General features: G+C 69.0%; 15 protein-coding genes. 5 read left to right on the top strand and 10 right to left on the bottom strand.

The window, feature by feature from the left end; translation table 11 throughout:
- Positions 1–4: 4 nt before the first annotated feature.
- The 3 genes from ACFWU3_RS19160 to ACFWU3_RS19170 are packed head-to-tail and all read right to left on the bottom strand — an operon-like array spanning position 5 to position 3,932.
- Entirely contained in the window at positions 5–892 is an 888-nt protein-coding gene (locus ACFWU3_RS19160) for a DUF6339 family protein (protein ID WP_384438556.1), read from the bottom strand.
- Complete coding sequence (locus tag ACFWU3_RS19165; RefSeq protein WP_384438559.1) at positions 889–1,854, bottom strand: hypothetical protein; 966 nt, start codon at positions 1,852–1,854, stop codon at positions 889–891. The genes ACFWU3_RS19160 and ACFWU3_RS19165 overlap by 4 nt, the downstream gene beginning before the upstream one ends.
- Positions 1,851–3,932 (bottom strand): helix-turn-helix transcriptional regulator, encoded by a 2,082-nt coding sequence (locus ACFWU3_RS19170; RefSeq protein ID WP_384438562.1) that lies wholly within the window; start codon positions 3,930–3,932, stop codon positions 1,851–1,853. The genes ACFWU3_RS19165 and ACFWU3_RS19170 overlap by 4 nt, the downstream gene beginning before the upstream one ends.
- 426 nt (positions 3,933–4,358) lie before the next feature.
- On the opposite strand from ACFWU3_RS19170, the gene ACFWU3_RS19175 reads away from it, so the two are divergent.
- Entirely contained in the window at positions 4,359–4,586 is a 228-nt protein-coding gene (locus ACFWU3_RS19175; RefSeq protein WP_384438565.1) for a hypothetical protein, read from the top strand.
- Between the two features lie 464 nt (positions 4,587–5,050).
- Here ACFWU3_RS19175 and ACFWU3_RS19180 read toward each other — a convergent pair whose 3' ends face one another.
- Positions 5,051–6,001: a hypothetical protein gene (locus ACFWU3_RS19180; protein ID WP_384438568.1), complete on the bottom strand. Its 951-nt coding sequence runs from the start codon at positions 5,999–6,001 to the stop codon at positions 5,051–5,053.
- A 211-nt stretch (positions 6,002–6,212) separates the two neighbouring features.
- On the opposite strand from ACFWU3_RS19180, the gene ACFWU3_RS19185 reads away from it, so the two are divergent.
- The gene (locus ACFWU3_RS19185) at positions 6,213–7,049 is read left to right on the top strand and encodes an excalibur calcium-binding domain-containing protein (protein WP_384438571.1); all 837 of its coding nucleotides are present in this window, start codon (positions 6,213–6,215) and stop codon (positions 7,047–7,049) included.
- A gap of 206 nt (positions 7,050–7,255) precedes the next feature.
- Here the strand turns inward: ACFWU3_RS19185 and ACFWU3_RS19190 are convergent, their stop codons facing one another.
- On the bottom strand, positions 7,256–7,768 hold the full coding sequence (locus ACFWU3_RS19190) for a hypothetical protein (protein WP_384438574.1): 513 nt from the start codon (positions 7,766–7,768) through the stop codon (positions 7,256–7,258).
- Between the two features lie 191 nt (positions 7,769–7,959).
- Between ACFWU3_RS19190 and ACFWU3_RS19195 the strand changes: the two genes are divergently transcribed.
- Positions 7,960–8,880, top strand: a complete 921-nt coding sequence (locus ACFWU3_RS19195) for a CHRD domain-containing protein (protein ID WP_384438577.1) — start codon at positions 7,960–7,962, stop codon at positions 8,878–8,880.
- Between the two features lie 165 nt (positions 8,881–9,045).
- On the opposite strand, the gene ACFWU3_RS19200 is transcribed toward ACFWU3_RS19195, so the two are convergent.
- Positions 9,046–10,611, bottom strand: coding sequence for a DUF445 domain-containing protein (locus ACFWU3_RS19200; RefSeq protein ID WP_384438580.1), 1,566 nt, complete (start codon positions 10,609–10,611; stop codon positions 9,046–9,048).
- Between the two features lie 318 nt (positions 10,612–10,929).
- Between ACFWU3_RS19200 and ACFWU3_RS19205 the strand changes: the two genes are divergently transcribed.
- The gene (locus tag ACFWU3_RS19205; RefSeq protein ID WP_384438583.1) at positions 10,930–12,165 is read left to right on the top strand and encodes a GDSL-type esterase/lipase family protein; all 1,236 of its coding nucleotides are present in this window, start codon (positions 10,930–10,932) and stop codon (positions 12,163–12,165) included.
- 151 nt (positions 12,166–12,316) lie between these two features.
- Here the strand turns inward: ACFWU3_RS19205 and ACFWU3_RS19210 are convergent, their stop codons facing one another.
- From ACFWU3_RS19210 to ACFWU3_RS19225, 4 genes are read right to left on the bottom strand one after another with little or no spacing between them, the layout of a single operon-like run.
- Entirely contained in the window at positions 12,317–13,033 is a 717-nt protein-coding gene (locus ACFWU3_RS19210; protein ID WP_384438586.1) for a DUF1707 domain-containing protein, read from the bottom strand.
- Between the two features lie 44 nt (positions 13,034–13,077).
- A complete protein-coding gene (locus ACFWU3_RS19215; RefSeq protein ID WP_384438610.1) occupies positions 13,078–14,070 on the bottom strand; it encodes an ATP-binding cassette domain-containing protein in 993 nt (330 codons plus the stop codon).
- A gap of 60 nt (positions 14,071–14,130) precedes the next feature.
- Positions 14,131–14,907: an ABC transporter permease gene (locus tag ACFWU3_RS19220; protein ID WP_384438613.1), complete on the bottom strand. Its 777-nt coding sequence runs from the start codon at positions 14,905–14,907 to the stop codon at positions 14,131–14,133.
- A 31-nt stretch (positions 14,908–14,938) separates the two neighbouring features.
- Positions 14,939–15,739, bottom strand: coding sequence for an ABC transporter permease (locus ACFWU3_RS19225; protein ID WP_384438589.1), 801 nt, complete (start codon positions 15,737–15,739; stop codon positions 14,939–14,941).
- Positions 15,740–15,923: 184 nt separating this feature from the next.
- Between ACFWU3_RS19225 and ACFWU3_RS19230 the strand changes: the two genes are divergently transcribed.
- Positions 15,924–18,329: a transglycosylase domain-containing protein gene (locus ACFWU3_RS19230; protein ID WP_384438592.1), complete on the top strand. Its 2,406-nt coding sequence runs from the start codon at positions 15,924–15,926 to the stop codon at positions 18,327–18,329.
- The last annotated feature ends 159 nt before the right edge of the window (positions 18,330–18,488 follow it).

Raw genomic sequence — 18,488 nt, forward strand, 5'->3', positions numbered from 1 at the left:
TGACTTATCGGATGCCGACGCCGACTCCAGCGTCGCCGGCATTCACTCTGCCGCGTACCGGCGCACCCTCAAACAGCTTCTCGAACCAGTTGGTCAGCTTCTCCGCAGAGCTGTGGGGAACGCTGCCGTCGTTCGGCCCCTGGGGCAGGGTGTCGTACTGGACGGCCGGGTCGTCTCCAGCGGAGAGAATCCACTCCCTAAGAGCCTCAGCGTCCTGGAGTTCGTCTGGAGCCATGGCCTCGTAGACCAGAGTTGCACCCGCCGCATTCGCGACCGACACGGCAGCATTGACGTCCCGACCCGTGCGAACGGCGCCTCTGTGCAGCCTCAAGAGCGCCTGAGCAGCTGGGCGATGCTGAATCATCTCCAGCCGCATCGCCGTGTTGAGAATGTCCTGGTTACCGCAGGCGAGCTCAACCGGGCTGTAGTTCTTGCCGTCTCGGAACAGCTCTGCCGCCCACCACAGTCGAGAGAAGCACTGGATGTCCCATCTGCCAGAGAAGCGAGCAGCCTGTCCCACCTCCATGCCACTCTCGCCTCGGCCCCAACGCCATTGCACGAAGTCGGGTGCGAGACACAGGGCAAGAAAGTTCCACAGAGTGGAATCCGAGGCTTCTGCACGCGTCAGGCGGAGCGTGTAGTGGAGTCGCGGAGCCAGCCACGCGTCACTGGCAGTAGGTGTACTGCCTGCGAAGCGTCGCCGTGCCTCCACCAGCAACTCGCGTACCGGCTCTGATTCCCAACGTGCGATGTCATCCGCAGGTCCCTCGATCTTCCCCCTGAAGGTGGAGAACGAGAGCGTTTCGTAGCCCCGCAGTACCCGTGGAGTGATCGCTCGGACGGCCACGGAGTCAGGTAGGTGACCTATTCTCGTCGGGATTCGCGAAGTCACGAACTCTCCTTCGTATCAGCCATGCGCGCAAGAGTCCGAACGGTGTTCGCCACAGTCTTCTGCTTCATGGAGTTCAAGGTCGCCGAGTGCATAAGTCGCGCGTGGAGGTCGGACCCACTCTCACCACCTATTCGACGCCCGACGAGTTCAACGAGCGCCTCGTCGGGCGAGATCTCGGGGAAGAAGTCTGGCAACATCCGCCGCAGAACATCCTCATGCCAACCCCCTGGCCACTGAGGCTCTTCTCCCTCTACAGCACAGGCATACAGGGCGGTATTGAACATCGAAGTCCATGCCTCGGAAGCGATCTGTGTCGCCATGACTTCACGAACAAGCTTTTGCTCCGCACTTGAGGCACCGCTGAGCACGGCTCGAAAACCTTCGAGTGCGGAATTGAGGTACAGAACCGGCTCGCCTGCCTCCGCATCCAGAATCCACGGGTCGTCGCGGAAACCGTCGAGGTACGGGTGTTCCGCAAAGTCCTTCCAGACCATCTTGATACTGCGCTGCCTCGTAGGTTGCTTGGCTTCGAAATCCGCGCTCCACCGGTTCTCGGCACGACCGATCAACCGACCCTCGACACCCTTGACCTCCGCGACGATCCATCCGTCTATCTCGCAGCGTCCCGCATGCTCACCTCGACGGAGCTCCACCTCGCCGGACCAGCGCCCTCCGCCTTCGTAGTGCAGAGGGAAAGTCAAACGAACGTTAGTTCTCCTGTTGCGAACTGTGGCCAGACACCCGGGAGAGGCCCATACACCCGCCGCCAATTCATCGGCGTCGACGGACACGGCCACCTTGACTCGAATCTCGTGCCAATCCCGCTTGATCGCGTGAAGAGCAATCACTTGCTCGTTGTCGGAGATCAGACTGAACGCCAATGGGATGTTGTCCACCCAGACCTGGTCGGCAGTCAACGTGACGTCTCCCGCCAAGATCGGATATGGAAAAGCTGTCTTCACTCCACGATCTCCTTGGCCCTCGGCACGTCCACCTCAATGCATGACATGTCGGCGATCACCGGGTGACTTGAGACGTCAGTAACACCCCTGAAGATCCCTCGTCTTGCACCATCCCTGAACCGCAAGTTGCCATTTCTCGTCAACTCGCAGTCCCGTTCCGGGACCAGTGTCCCCGCCCACCGAACGGGAATATTGCCGCCGGAACGCACCACAAAGCGAGCAACAGGAGAGAGCACCCAAGAGTCCTCGCGCTCAGGAAGTTTCACCGTCACACGCACCCGCCACGCGCCACTCTCCGATACGTCGCCCTCGACGGCGTGTACAACAGGGAAGCCTTGCGTCCGAGATTTCTTCGGCGCATCCAGAGTCAACAGGTCTCGGAGGATTTGTGGCCCGTCATCTGCGTCGGCCTCCTCTTCCTGCCCCCTCAACAGCTCACGGATCGTCTCCTCCGCGTTCCTCTTAAAATTGAGGATGCTTTGCCGCGCACCACGAACGTACGTAGCCGTCAGATCCTCTGTACTGGTCCAGTCGTTGTGGTCCGGGGGTTCGGAAGTGCGCAGGAACTGCTCGGCTTCCTCGGCCGCATGGTCACTCGCCCCGGTGGCTCGGCCGGCCAGAAGGATCGCCTGAAAACGAGGGTGGCCCATAGGTAGATCGCTGACCCGCTTGCTCTTGACCACCATGCGGGTGGCACGCATGAAGCTGATCCGGTCCGGCTTTGGGTCGTCTTCAGCCGTCGGTGTCACGAGCAGCACCGCCTCGTGAGACTGTGGACGTTCCTCGCCGCCGATCCCTGGTTCCTTGCGGGCCGGCAACTTGAGCGAGACGGCGGCTTGCAGCACGTCATCGCGCGAAGTCAATTCGGTTGTCGTACGCCCATCAAGGAAGGCTCTGACCGCCCGGGATCTTGCAGGCTCATAGGCATGCGGATCGATGAAGCGCTCCGGCCTGATGACTTGGCCGTTGCGCCACGCCGCAACGGACGCGCGCAACAGTGGACCTGCCTGCTCCCCACCGACCATGGAGGCCCAGAAGTTGCGCGCAACCCCAGCAGTCAACTGGTCATGCATCTCTCCCAGATCCTCGGTGTCGCCTGAGCCGTCATACGCACCGACCACGAGGAACGAAGTTCCGGGCGACGAGCCGCTTCGCTCCAAGTAGAGACTCTCAGCAGTCGCGGCATCGGCCCACCAGGAGCGAGCTGACTCCTTTCGCTCTCGGTCTCTGGCGCCGAACCAGGCTGGTCCAGCGAACTCATCGCCATCCAGAGAGTGCCACGGGAGCTCGAGTCTTCCGGCCATCCGCCGCTCGTCCCGGCCGTCCTGCCTCTCGGAGAGAGTACTGTTCACCAGCACCAATCCGAAGCGACTGGCCGCCCAGAGCGCCGCCTTGCCCAGACCGTACGAACCGCCCTGGGTACCGACCTTGCCGCTGTCAAGTGTTCGTCGAACGACGCGCGCGAAGCGCCCATCGTCATACTCGGGCCCGGTCAACCCGCTCGCGTTGAAGTCATCGATGCGGAGCAGGACGAGACGCCCCGTGCGCTCCAGTTCATTCAGACCATCAACCAGGACGCGGCCCGCCTTCTGGCGCCGGTCGGCTGCTTCACGAAGGTGCCGCTCGATCGACTCCCATCGGAGCGCATCGAGAAAGCCCTGGAGGTGTTGGCCCGTCAACTCGTGAAGCACGAAGCGAGAAGTGACAGGCTCGCTTGGCAAGTACCGCTCATCCAGGCTGTTCTGCGTCGCCTCCCGCGCGAGTACCTCAAGGTTGGCTGCAAAGGCATAGGCAGCTGCGTTTCCTCCGCTCCTACTGCCGTCCTCGGGCGCCGGCTGAAAGATCCATTCCAGCTCGGACGGGGTGGACTCCGGAGGACGGCGACTCACGGCATCCTCGACAGCAACTTCCAGTGCTGACGCTATGGCCGCAATCTTCTCGTATCTCGGAACAGAGCGACCGTTCGCCCAGGCGTTCACCGCCGCCGGGGTCACCCCCACCAGCTCGGCCAACTCCTTCTGCGGCATGTCTCGCTGGCGCAGCATCCCAACGAGCCAGTCTGCGAAGTCCTGCGTCACTGCCGCACCCCCAACGCCGTGTAGATGCACAGATCGTACAAGGATGCGGTTCATTTGAGCTACCCAAATGAAGAGTTCTAACACCGAACATTGGATGAAACGACTATATCGACACATAACATCCGCCGCCTCAACCCGGCGAAGACTATTGCCTGGCGCATCACGAGGCACCTCAACGACCCCTAGGTGTAGGCTCCTTGGCCATGCGGCATCATCCGAACACTCGCGCGTTGAGGGTTCCTACGTTCGAGCGACCATCGGGCCGGTGCAATCACGCAGACACCTCCACTACGGGAGTTGGCTGCAGATGAGCAAAATAGTCCCTTTTCTAACACTTTGGGGATGCACGCGAACATCAGCAGTGACCGTGCGTCCGCGTACGGCTCGCCGGCCCGACCCGGAAGTTTCCGCAGAAAGGACTCACGCGTGACCGCGAAGAAGATCGTTGAGTACAGCGTCTCTGTCCCCGCTGACAGCAAGGCGTCGTTCCGCGTCAACCACACACCTGGCGGAACGACTTGCACCATCGAGTCCGAGCACGGGCGCTATGACGTGTCGACTCGGCAGTTCGACATGAACGCCGCCGACGAGGACGGGGAACTGGTCGAGCCTCACCGGACAGTCGGCTCCGAGTCCGACTCCGATTGGACTTGAGCGCGGTCGACAGTTTCCTCCGGGTCGCGCATGGGCCCGGAGCCAGTGAAGGAGGTCGGCGATCACGTTGATCGCCGCTTCCTCCGCCGCTGCCAGGGTCAAGCGCGTGCCGCCATCGGTCCGAGGCCGGCGAACGGCACCATAGAGACCGAGCAGCGCCTGTCCACGCGCGCCCTGGGCTCGCCGACGTTGCCGTCGAGCTCCGTGAGAGCGGTGGTCAGTTCGCGCTGTCACTGGAGAGTGGGGACTAGGACCGGCCTGGTCACACAGGCATTGGCCCTCGTGTCCCCACCGCCCACTCCTGCTGGACCTTCCGTTCACAAGTGACCAGCGCCACCACTACCCTCACCACACCACTTCACTTGGACCCGTCCGCCGCCGACCACGCCACGCGGGTCCGAACTCGGCGCGGCTCGGGAGCGCCGGCTCCTCGCCCACTACCGAGAGCGCCCCTCGCTCCCCCCTCAACCGCCTCCGCCCCCAGCCGCCACCACCTCCGCCGAACAGACACCCCTCCCCAATGCCCCTCGGATCGCCGCCACGATCTCGTCCGGGTTGTCGCGGAGTTGAGACGGCGAGACCGACAGGACCGTCAGGCCGTGCTGGGCCATGCGGTTGCGGCGGGTCATGGTGTGTTCCCAGGCGCCTGGGCTCAGGTGCCATTCGCGGGAGTCGATCTCCAGCACCAGGCCTGCCGCCGGCCAGTACGCGTCGGGGCGCGCGAGGAAGGTGCCATCGCGTAGGTACAGGTTGTGGTTCCACACAGGGGAGACGATGGCTGCTGCCGCAAGCACGCGGCGGGCGTCCGCCTCTGCGACCGAGCGGATGCCCGCTGTCAGGCCCTCGATCGTGGGAGTGATCCGCGGATCACTCCCACGGTGCACCGACTTGAGCGTCGACGTGAGGTCGTCGAGCGTGCAGCGCCCCCGCTGGACGACCTCTGCCAGGAGGGCCGTCACCGCACGTCCGTCACCCAGGTACGGGATCGCGTCGATGACCGCGCGGGCCAGGTGCGCGCACGGCAGGCCTTCCACCGGAAGGCGGCGGACCTCGTTCCGGGTTCGGTGGATGCGGACGTAGGCGCGGCTTCGGGGGTTGCGGGCGGCCGGAACCAGGACGTCCACCGGGGGCGCCTTGCCAGGCGGACCCACGCCGCGGACTCCGTACAGCGTCAATGCGGCCGCCCCGGTGAGCAGCGCGCCCTCCCCCGCGTAGAGCAGTGCCGCACGTAACCGTTGGCGTCGGCTCGGGGCTCCGGTCTGGAGGAGGATCACCCGCGGCAGAACGCGTTGCCACGGGCCGCCCTTGCCGCATCGGTGGGCGATGGTCGAGCGGGACCATCCCAGGTCCGCCAATTGGCGGGAGGTCGCCAGGCCGTCCTGGCGGTTGATCAGGCTGCTGGTGAGAGTTTGCATGATCGGGATCTGCCCCTGGTGCGACGTCCCTCACCCACCGTTGCGAGTACTCGCCATGCCAGGCCGCGCCGCCCCCACCGCTCACCCACCGTCATCCCCCGCACACCCTCATCACAACTCAGCCACAAACACCCCCACTTCCACCATCCCCCGTTAACCGGAATGAAATGCTCAGCCCCCTCAGTCCGGATCCGTCAGCCTTGGGGGGCACATGACTCGGATACGTACGCAGGGGCGCATCGCCGTGGCCGCAGCAGGTGTCGTGATGGCGGTGGTGGGGGTCGCCGGGTGTGGGGGTGAGAGTGCTCAGGACGCCGAGCCCGCCGCCGAGAAGGTGGCGAGCGCGTCCGCGGCCGCCAAGCCGGCGCCCTCCGCCAAAGCTCTGCTCGAACTCGTCGATGACCAGGAGAGCGCCGACAGCGGGGAGGAGATCGTCGTTCAGGTGCTTCAGAACGACACCGTCACCCTCGGCAGCGGGACCAGTGGCAATGTGCAGATGGTCCTCGACGACGAGACCTTCGACGTCACCGTCGACTCGCCTCCCGCCCACGGCACCGCGACCGTCGACGGCAACACGATCGTGTACAAGGCAGTTGCCGGGTACGACGGCGAGGACACGTTCACGTACAAGGTGGATGTGTCCGGGAGCGAGGCCGTGTCCGGGACCGCCGTGGTGCGGATCACCGTGGACGCGCCCGCGCCGCCGGCGAAGCCCGCCGTGCCCAAGAAGCCCGTCGCGCCGGTGAAGCTGTACGCCAACTGCGCAGCCGCCGAGGCCGCCGGGGCCGCGCCCGTCGAGGTCGGGGACCCGGGCTACGGGCGCCATCTGGACCGGGACGGCGACGGCGTGGGGTGCGAGCCGCACTCCGGCGGGGGCGGTTCGTCCGGCGGGAGTTCGGGGGGCGGCTCCACGGGCGGTGGCGGCGGGAGTGTGTCGTACGCCAACTGCTCCGAGGTGCGCGCCGCGGGCGCCGCGCCGATCCGGACCGGCGACCCCGGCTACGGGCGGCACCTCGACCGGGACGGCGACGGCGTCGCCTGCGAGTGAGACGAGAGGCCGCGCCGCATTCCCGGTGACCGTCAGCGGCGGGGGATGTCGGCCTCCGGTCACCGGGAATGGGCAGGGCTGCGGCGGCCGGGAGGGACGACCCGGCCGCCGCAGGTTCATGGGGTGGAATGAATTCCCAAGAGATTTCCCCGCATTCGGGAATTCATCCCGTCCGGATTCTGTAACGGAATGATGCGTCTCCCGTATCAGACCGCCTTCTTGACGAGCTTGCCGTCGGCCGCGACGGCGAACCACTCGCCGTCCAGGCCCTGCCCGTTGACGTCTCCGGCGGTGGCGTCGCCGACGTAGTAGTACAACGGCCAGTCCCCGTACACCGCCTGCTCGGCCCCCTCGCCGAGCTTCGCCTCCTCGAGGAGGTCCGGCCGTACGCCGACGCCCGCGGTGACGTCCTTGGCGGAGGTGAGGGCCGGCCAGACCGCGATGCAGTCGGCGTCGCACCTGCTGCCGCCGGGCTTGTCCTTGGTGAATCCATACAGCGTACGGCCCGATTCGTCGACGAGGATCCTGCCGACCGGCGAGTCCGCGATCTTGATGACTGCTCCCGCCGCGGGCTTTGCGGCGCCCCCCGACGCCGCACCCGACGCCGCGCCCGGCTCCGGGCCGGACGCCCCGTCCGAGCCGCCGCACGCGCTCAGCGTGAGCAGCGCGAAGGCCGCGGCGGAGACGGCGGCGGGCATGGTGAAGCGGTTCCTGCTCATGGTTGTTCCCCCGGTTGTTGGGTGCGCTGTGGTCTGCCCGGTTGTACGGCGTCAACTGATCGGTGGTTCAACTGAATTGCAGAAATCTCGCGTTGAACGACCCGCACGGGAGACGCGTACCTCCATGCGACCGACCCGACCAGTCGGCCTCAACGGGAGGAACAAGAACAATGAACAAGCGATTCATTTCTGTGGCCGCAATTGCAATGGTGCTCGGTGTCGCGGGTGTTACTCCCGCAGTCGCTCACGGGGGCGGACACGGCGCCCAGCAGGGCGGGAGCAGCGCGGCGAGCACCTTCACCAAGCCGTCCACCGGACGCGCCCTCACCTTCGCCGCCGAACTGTCGGGCGCCGACGAGGTGCCCGTCGCGGGTGGGCCCGCGGTCAACGACCCGGACGGCACGGCCGTCGCGCTGGTGAAGGTGAAGGGCGACCGGGTCACGTTCGCCCTCCGGTGGAAGGGCTTCGTACCGAGCCTCGGGCACATCCACCAGGGGGCGGCCGGGAAGAACGGCGAGGTCAAGGTGCCGTTGTTCGGTACGGCGATGCCCGACTCCGTACACTCCGCGGCCGGGCAGGTGGCCCTCACGGACGCGAAGCTGGCGCGTGACATCCGTAACAACCCGGCCGGCTTCTATGTGAACCTGCACAGCGCCGAGTTCCCGGGCGGTGCCGTACGGGGGCAGCTCAAGCCGCTGCACAAGAACATCAACCCGCTCGACGTCATCAAGGGCGGCAAGCTGCGGGCGCTGTCCAACGGGGCCCAGGAAGTGCCGAAGAACGACGCCTCCAAGGTCGGCGACCCGGACGGGCACGCGGTGACGTTCATCCACCCCAAGGGGACGACCGTCGACTACTCGCTCGCCTGGATCAACCTCAAGAGCCCGACCAAGGGGCACATCCACAAGGGCGCGTTCGGCAAGAACGGCGACGTCGTCCTCGACTTCTTCAACCGGCCCGTGCCGGACGGGGTCTTCGCCGTCTCGGGCACGATCACGGGCCAGAACCCGGACGTCGTCCAGCGCGTCCGCGCCAACCCGCGCGACTACTACTCCAACATCCACACCGCCGAGTTCGCCGACGGCGCGGTCCGCGGCCAGCTCTTCCACTGACAATCCCCCGCGCACGTGCGTGCCGGGTGAGGGGAGGTGCGATGGCGGTACGGCGGTCCGGTCGCGGAGCCGTCCGGCGGGAGTTGAACACATCCGCGCCGCCGTCCGTACTCCCTGACACCTCCCCTGAGTGTCTGGGCGGGTGACGGGTCAGGAAGGGGCCCGTCACCCGCCCAGCGCGTGTGCCACGGTGTAGATCAGCAGCCCGGCGAGCGCACCGACGACCGTGCCGTTGATCCGGATGAACTGAAGGTCCCGTCCGATGTGCGCCTCGATCTTGCGCGAGGTGTGCTCGGCGTCCCAGCTCGCGACGGTGTCCGAGATCAGTGAGGTGATCTCGGCGCGGTACGTCGTCACCACGTACACCGCCGCGTCCTCGATCCACCCTTCCAGCTTCGACTGGAGCCGGCCGTCGGAGGCGAGGCGCGCCCCCAGGGACAGCAGCGAGGAGCGGGCCCGCAGCCGCAGCTCGCTGCGGTCGTCCTCGGCCGCCGACATGATCATGGCGCGTACGGAGGACCACGCCGACGCGATCACGTCCTGGACCTCGGAGCGGGCCAGCAGGTCCGACTTCATTCGCTCCACGCGGGCGCGGGTGTCCGTGTCGGACTGGAGGTCGGCGGCGAAGTCCGTCAGGAAGCGGTCGATCGCGCCGCGGGCCGGGTGGCCGGGCATGTCCCGCATCTCGGTCACGAATCGCAGCAGCTCCCGGTACACCCGCTCGCCGACCTTGCGGTCCACGAACCGCGGGGTCCAGCCGGGGGCGCCGCCCTCGACGGCGTCCATCACGGAGTCCGAGTGCAGGACCAGCCAGTCGTGCGCACGGGCGCAGACGAGGTCGACGGCGCGGTGGTGGGCGCCGTCCGCCACCACCTTCTGCAGGGTCTTGCCGACGCCTGGCGCAATCTCGGCGTTGTCCGCGCGCCGGGTGATCGCCTCGCCGACGACGGCCTGGACGTCGGAGTCCCGCAGGACGGTGAGCGCGCCGCGCAGCGCGGTGGAGAGTTCGGCGGTGACGCGGTCGGCGTGGGCGGGCTCGGCGAGCCAGGAGCCGAGGCGGCCGCCGATGCCGAGGGCGCGCAGGCGGGCGCGCACCACGTCCCCGGAGAGGAAGTTCTCGCCGACGAAGGAGCCGAGCGAGGCGCCGAGCTGGTCCTTCTTGTTGGGGATGATCGCGGTGTGCGGGATGGGGATGCCGAGCGGGTGGCGGAACAGGGCGGTGACGGCGAACCAGTCGGCGAGAGCACCGACCATGCCGGCCTCCGCCGCGGCGGCGACATAGCCGGTCCAGGGGCCGGCGCCGGCCTTGCCCGCCCAGGTGGCGAGCGCGAAGACGATGGCGACGAAGACGAGCAGTCCGAGCGCGGTGAGCTTCATGCGCCGTACGCCGCGCTGCTTCTCCTCGTCGGCCTCGGTGTACGCGAATCCGGGGAGCGTGGTCCGGGTACGGGCGCCCCGGGCCGCACGGCCCGGCGCGGTCCCCGCCCCGGAGGTCGTCGCATGGCCCGAGGAACCCGCCCCGGAGCCGTCCGAACCCGGCGCGGCGTCCGGGGAGCCGGGGGCCGAACGCGCCCGACCCGCCGCACCGTCCGCCGAACGCGGGGCCGAGCGCGGGGCCGAGCGCGGGGCCGAACCAACGGCACCCGCCGCACCGTCCGCCGAGCCCTCGGAGCCCGCGCCATCCACCGAGCCCTCGGAGCCCGCGCCATCCGTCGACCCCTCAGAACCCACCGCCGAGCCCTCAGAACCCGCCGCCGAGCCCCGGGAAGCCTGTGCGCCCCCGATCGCGCCGTCCGCACCCGCCGGACGCTTCTTTCGCCCCGCGCCGCCCCCCTCCCCCGGCCCGGCAGCCCGCCCGGGCCGCTGCGCGCGGGCGTCCTCCCCGCCCGCAGCCGCAGTGGCCTGCGTCTTCTCCGGCTCTTCCGGTCCATCTCGCTCTGTGTGGTTCATCCGCTCCACCCGTCCGCGCGCACCCCGTACGCATAGTCCCTACCCCAGGTACTCCTGGGGCGCATCACGAGTTCCCGTGCCATATCGGATGATGTGTTCATGAACATGCGTCGCGGATACGCGACTCTCGCCGGCGTCACCGCCGTGATCGTCCTCATCTGCAGCGCGATATACCTCGGAGTCGAGGCAGCCCAGGGCCGCACCGCCGTCCGGACGTCCGTGGGCCCACCCGCCGTCTGGGTCGGGACCTGGGCCGCCGCGCCCGTGCAGGCCGACCTCCAGGACACCGCCCGCGGCGACCGGTCCGTACGCAACGTCGTCCACACCAGTATCGGCGGGTCGGCCGCCCGGCTCACGTTCTCCAACCTCACCGGACGCGAGCCGCTGCACATCGCCCGGGTCTCGCTCGCACTGCGCGCGGGCACCACCCCGGCGGCCGTGCCCGGCACCCTGCGGCGGGTGACGTTCCGCAAGGCGGAGGCCGTCACGATCGCCCCGGGCGGGCAGTTCGTCAGCGATCCGGTCACGCTGGGGATCCCGTACGACGGCGATCTGCTGGTCAGCATCCACACACCGGCCGACGGGCCGGTCACCCTCCACCCGCGGGCCCGGCAGACCTCGTACCTCGCCGACGGCGACCGCACGGACGACGTCTCCGGGGACTCCTACACCGAGCAGACCTTCGCCTGGCGGCATCTGACCGCCGTCGACGTGCTGACGCAGGACGTCCGGGGCGCCGTGGTCACCATCGGGGACTCGATCACCGACGGGGTGACCTCCACCATCGACGCCAACCGCCGCTGGCCGGACCGGCTCTTCGAGAGGCTGAACGCCCACGGCACCGAGCAGTTCGCCGTGGTCAACCAGGGCATCAGCGGCAACCGGCTCCTGCTCGAAGGCCGTGGCCCCAGCGCACTCGCCCGCTTCGACCGCGACGTGCTCGCGCGGCCCGGCGTACGGACCGTGATCGTCGCGATCGGCATCAACGATCTGCTGCGGGCCTCCCACGAGCCGGACGCGGCCTCGGTCACGGCAGGGCTCACTCAGCTGGCCCGCCGGGCGCAGGCGCGCAATCTGCGCGTCCTGGGAGCCACCCTGCTGCCCTGCGCGGGGCACGACCGCTGCACCCCCGCCGTTCAGGAGGCGCGGCAGGACATCAACGCCGCCGTCCGCGGCGGGCGGATCTTCGACGCGGTCGTGGACTTCGACCGGGCGCTGCGGGATCCGTACGCGCCGGGACGACTGCTGCCGCGGTACGACTCGGGGGACCATCTGCACCCGAGTGACGCGGGCTTCGCACGCATGGCGAGGGCGGTGGACCCGGCGCGGCTGTGAGACGCCGGGCTGTACGGGTGGGGGCGCGTCGCGACCGAGGACGCGCCCGGCTCCCGGCCCGTAAACCCGCCGGCACCGTCAGCACGTCAGCCGTGTCCCAGCTCCACGACGACCGGGCCCGGCCTCCGCTCGAACCCGACTCCCCCAGGGCTCAGCCCAGTTCCTTGCGGTCGCTCCGGTCGCCCTTCGTCAGCCGGCCGCTTTCGCCGCCCTTCTCCAGGCGCTCGCGCTCCGCCGCGCGTTCCGCCTTGAGCCGCTGCTTCTCGGCCTTGCGGAGCTTGCGCTCGACGCCCACGCCGCCCATCAGCGCGAAGCCGGTGATCCGTACGCGCGGTGCCGTCGGGTCGGGCTCCGACTCGCCGTCGCCCTCCTCGCCGAAACCGCCCATGAAACCGATGCCGTTGACCTCGACGTTCAGATCGGGCGGTACGACGATGTGGACCCCGCCCATGATCGCGAAGCACCGGATCACGGTCTCCCGGTCCTCGAACCGCGCCTCGCGCAGGTCGAGTTCGCCGCCGCCCATCATCGTGAAGCTGGTGAACAGCCGCGGGACCGTCCAGGTGCCCTTGCGGCTGAAGCCGCCCCAGAACGCGAACGCGCCCTTGGAGGTCCCGGGCCCGCCGATGCGGTCGGCCCACCGTCCGGAGCCCGTTGCCGCGACCGGAGCCACCGTGGGGGCGCCCGTCAGCGGGAGATCGCTGACCAGGGGCACCAGCTCACCGTGCGTACGGGCCTTGTAGGTGGCGTCGAGGCGTTCCTCGAACTCCTCCATGTCCAGCCGCCCCTCCGCCACCGCGTCTCGGAGCCGTTCGGCAATCCGTTCGCGCTCGGCGTCGGAGGCGCGCATCTCAGGGAGTTCGCTCATGCGGGCAGAATATCCAGCGCGGCGCCCGGCTCCCAGCGCTGGGGCTACAAGCCCGGGCGCTCGGCATACATTTTGGCGATCACGGCCTCGATGTCCGGCTCGCGGACCGACAGATCGACCACGGGGTACTTGTCGGCGAGCGCGGCCACCAGCGGCGCGGCCGACTGGGACGCGGGGAACGCCAGCCACTGGCGGGGCCCCTCGACCTTGACGGTACGAGCCGATTCCAGTTCCACTGGCGGCAGTTCGCGCTCCAGGTCGACCACCAGCGTCCGCTCGCTCTCGCCGATCTCGTGCAGCCCGGCGAGCGCTCCGTCGTACATCAGCCGGCCGTGGTCGATGACCATCACCCGCTTGCACAGCTGCTCGATGTCGGTCAGATCGTGGGTGGTCAGCAGGACGGTGGTGCCGCGCTCGGCGTTCAGGTCGAGCAGGAACTCACGGACCTTCGCCTTGGAGATCACATCGAGCCCGATGGTCGGCTCGTCGAGGTAGAGCACCTCGGGATCGTGCAGCAGAGCGGCGGCGATGTCGCCGCGCATGCGCTGTCCGAGCGAGAGCTGGCGTACGGGCACGTCCAGGAGGTCGGCCAGGTCGAGGAGTTCGACACAGCGGTCGAGATTGTCGCGAAAGCGCCGGTCGGGTACGCGGTACATCCGGTGCACGAGCCGGTAGGAGTCCTTCAGCGGGAGGTCCCACCACAGAGTGGTGCGCTGGCCGAAGACGACGCCGATGCGCTGGGCCAGCCGGGTGCGCTCGCGGGACGGGTCGATGCCGGCGACCCGCAGCCGTCCGGCGCTGGGGGTGAGGATGCCGGTGAGCATCTTGATGGTGGTGGACTTGCCTGCGCCGTTCGGCCCGATGTAGCCGACCATCTCGCCGCGCGGGACCCGGAAGCTGATCCCGTCGACGGCCCGCACCTGGTGCTTCTCCCGGCGCAGCCGGCCGGCCTTGCGGCGTACGTCGAAGACCTTCTCGATGCCGTCGAGTTCGATGAAGGCGGCGGTCCCGGCGGTCACCGTAATCCCGGCGGTCACCGAGGCCGCCGTGGTCCCTGCCGTGTTCGTGCTCTCCGCGGTCTCTGCGTGCTCCACAGTTCAGCTCCCTGTGCTCCGGTACGAACGGAGCCCGACCCGCCACGCGAACCCCGCCAGCCGGCAGCACACGGCGGCGACCACCGGCGGCAGGAAGGCGAGCCAGTGGGGCAGGTCGAGCGGATAGGGCCGCCCCAGCACGTACAGCGCGGGCAGCCAGTTGACGAAGGCGAGCGGCACCACGAAGGTCACCCCGCGCACCAGGTCCTTGGCGAAGAGCGTCGGCGGATACTGCAGCAGGGTGTTGCCGCCGTACGTGAACGAGTTCTGCACCTCCGACGCGTCCTGCGCCCAGAACTGGAAGGCGCCCCCCGCCACGAAGACCGAGGAGAAGATCGCCGCCCCGCTGAGCAGCATCATCGGCACCATCAGGACCCGCAGGGGCGTCCAGTCGACGTCCACGGTCAGCAGTCCGTAGCCGAGGACCAGCAGGCCCTGGGTGATCCGGCCGAGGCGGCGCAGTGCGAACCGGTCGGCCGCGACCTGGGCGAGCACCGGCGCGGGCCGCACCAGGAGGACGTCGAGCGTGCCGTCGCGCACCCGGCGGCCGAGGCGGTCCATGGAGCCCATCACGAGGTCGGCGATACCGAACGCGGTGCCGGTCGCCCCGTAGAGGAGGGCGATCTCGCCCAGGGAGTAGCCGCCCAGCGCGTCCACGTGCGAGAACATCAGCAGGATCGTGACGAAGTCGAAGGCGGTGGCCGCGAGGTTCCCGAAGGCGGTCAGCAGGAAGGACGTGCGGTACGTCATCGTGGAACGGATCCACATCGCGGCGATCATGCGGTAGGTCCGCAGACCGGCGGTGAGCGTCTCAACCACCCTGGACCACCACCCTGCGGGTCGCGACGGACTGGAGGGCGCGCCCGGCGCCGAGCAGCGCCACGGCCCAGCCGCACTGGAAGGCGTAGGCGCCCAGCAGTCCCCAGCCGGTGTGCTTGCCGAGGAAGACGTCGGCGGGTACCTGGAGGAGCGAGGACCAGGGCAGGGCCCGGGCGATGTCGCCGAGGGTGCCCGGGAAGAGGTTGAGCGGCAGCAGCATCCCGGAGAAGAACAGACCCGCGAGCCAGGCGATCTGGATGACGCCGGCGCCGTCCATCAGCCAGAACGCGGAGAGGGCGACGAGGAAGCGCAGGGCGAAGCTCACGACCACGCCGAGCGTCACCGAGACGAGGAAGGCGATCCAGGTCAGCGGGGACCCCGGCAGCGCCAGGTCGAAGGCGAGCGCGCCGAGGATCATGGGGACGATGCCACGACCCACCAGATGGAAGGCGGCCCGGCCCAGGTCGCCCGCGAGCCACCACAGTTGGAGGTCGGCGGGCCGGTAGAGGTCGATCGCGATGTCGCCCGTGCGGATGCGTTCGATCAGCTCGTCCTCGAAGCCGCCGCCCATCATGGCGCAGGTCATCAGCAGGGCCTGGCCGAGCCACACGAAGGTCAGCGCCTGGGAGACGTCGTATCCGCCGAGGTGGGGGCGCTGATCCCAGAGAGCGATATAGGTGTACGCCATGATGAAGCCGAAGACGGTGTTGGTGAACACCCCTGCCGCCGTCGCCACCCGGTACGTCGCATAGCGCCGGAACCCACCGACGGCAACGACCGCATACAGCCGCACGTCTCCCCCCTCCGCCCGGTGCCGCCGGATTGGAGCGGCGACACCAAAGCGCCCGACCCTAGCGGTGCCCCGAGACCCGACGCGAGCCCTTTTCCGGGCGTGGGGTCCGACAGCCGTCCCCTGGAGAGATGCCGCGTTCCGCCGGATCCGAGGGATATGCGCGCGAAAAGGGCAGTATGGCCGCATGAGTGTGGAGCCGCAGCACGGCTGGAACCCCAGGGACGCGACCGCCGTCGGGCCGGCGCCCCTTCCGGAGAAGAGGAACCGCAGGCGTACGGGCTTCCGCCGGCTCCTCCCCACCTGGCGGATGCTGCTCGGCGGAATCCTGCTCGTCGCCCTGCTGCTGATCGGCGGCTTCCTCGCCGGCTATCTGCTCGTCGACATCCCGCCCGCCAACGCCGCGGCCACCTCCCAGTCCAACGTCTACCTCTACGAGGACGGCACCCAGATCGCCCGCGACGGCGAGGTCAACCGCGAGAACGTGAAACTCGCGCAGGTCCCGCTGACGGTCCAGCGGGCCGTACTGGCCGCCGAGGACCGGGACTTCTACTCCGAGCGCGCCGTCGACCCGAAGGCCATGGTCCGCGCCGCCTGGAACACGGTCACCGGCAAGGGCCGGCAGTCCGGCTCCACGATCACCCAGCAGTACGTCAAGAACTACTACCTGGGGCAGGAGCAAACGGTCTCGCGGAAGTGGAAGGAGTTCTTCATCGCGATCAAGCTCGGCCGCGAGCAGAGCAAGAGCGAGATCCTCGAGGGCTACCTCAACACCAGCTACTTCGGGCGCAACGCGTACGGCATCCAGGCCGCCGCCCAGGCCTACTACGGCACGGACATCGAAGAGATCGACACCGCCCGCGGCGCGTATCTCGCCTCGCTGCTCAACGCCCCGAGCGCGTACGACATCGCCACCCACCCCGAGAACCGGGCCGCCGCGCTCGGCCGCTGGAACTACACGCTCGGCGGCATGATCAAGAAGAGGTGGCTGAGCCCGGCCGACCGCGCCGCGCTCACCTTCCCGGTCCCCGAGCGGGCCAAGCCCGCGACCGGTCTGTCCGGGCAGCGCGGCTACATCGTCCAGGCCGTCGAGGACTATCTGACCGGCAACGACATCATCGACGAGAAGACGCTCGCCGTCGGCGGCTACCGGATCACCACCACCCTGGAGCGCGCCAAGCAGACCGCCCTGACCGAAGCGGTCGACGACCAGGTGAACTCCAAGCTGAGCGAGACCCGCAAGGCCGACCGCAACGTCCGCGTCGGCGGCGCGTCGATCGACCCCGCCTCCGGCAAGGTCGTCGCCCTGTACGGCGGCGTCGACTACACCCGCCAGTACGTCAACAACGCGACCCGCCGCGACTACCAAGTCGGCTCCACCTTCAAGCCGTTCGTCTTCACCTCCGCCGTCGAGAACGGCTCGGTCACCCAGGACGACCGCCCCATCACGCCCAACACCGTCTACGACGGCACCGACCGGCGTACGGTCCAGGGCTGGAGCGGCAAGCCGTACGCCCCCGAGAACGAGGACGGCCACTCCTACGGCCCCATCACCGTCCGCACCGCCACCGACAAGTCGGTCAACGCGGTCTACGCGCAGATGGCCATGGACGTCGGCCCCGCCCGGGTCAAGCAGACCGCGATCGACCTCGGCATCCCGGCGAGCACTCCGGACCTCACCGCCTCGCCGTCCATCGCCCTCGGTCCCGCGACAGCCAGCGTGCTCGACATGACGAGGGCGTACGCCACACTCGCCAACCACGGCCGGCACGGCACCTACACCCTGGTCCAGCGGGTCACCAAGGACGGACAGCAGGTGCGGCTGCCGAAAAAGAGCGCCGGACAGGTCGTCAGCCGGGAGGCCGCCGACACGACCACCTCGATCCTGCAGAGCGTGGTCGAAGGCGGCACGGGGACGGCAGCACAGTCCGCCGGCCGCCCGGCGGCGGGCAAGACCGGGACCGCCGAGGAGGACAAGGCCGCCTGGTTCGCGGGCTACACCCCGCAACTGGCGACCGTGGTGGCGGTGATGGGCCAGGATCCCGTGACCGGCGCACAGAAACCGCTGTACGGGGCGCTGGGACTGCCGCGGATCAACGGCGGCGGGGCGCCGGCGAAGATCTGGGGCCAGTACACCGGAGCCGCCCTGGAGGGCTCCGAGATCGTGGAGTTCGACCTGGAACTGGAGGAGGGCGCAGAGGAGGAGCTGCCACCGTCCGACGAGGAGTCCCCGTCCGAGTCCTCACCGGCGTCGCAGTCCCCCGGGCAGACACCGTCGCCCGGGGGAAGCCCGAGCACGACGCCCGGTCCGGGGATCGGCGAACCGACGGGCGCGGGCCAGACAGCGGGGCAGACCGCGGGACAGACGGCGGGGCCGCCCACCGGGGGCGACACCCGCGGCGTCACCGGCGGCGACGAAGGCACCGCGGGACGGCCCGGCGGACAGACGGGAGGGGGCGGGACCGGCGGCGGGACCACAGGAGCGACGACCGGCGGGGCGGGAGACAGCCGGCCCACCGACGCCGGCGGCGACCAGGGCGGTGCCGGCGGGGGCGCGGGCAGCACCCCCACCCGGCTCGTCCGGCCGCAGTGACCCGAAATCGTCCACAGTCCGTCCCGGTGTGTCCCGGTGACCCGGGTCGCGAGTGTCGCCGGCCGAAGCCGGACACCGGGTCACCGGCGTCGAGCCCGGCCGCGGTGACCCCGGGCGCCGAGGCCCGGCGGAGCGGCCCCGGTCCTACGCCCCGGGGGA

Origin of the sequence: Streptomyces sp. NPDC058685 (assembly GCF_042714725.1) — a bacterium.
Taxonomy (GTDB): domain Bacteria; phylum Actinomycetota; class Actinomycetes; order Streptomycetales; family Streptomycetaceae; genus Streptomyces.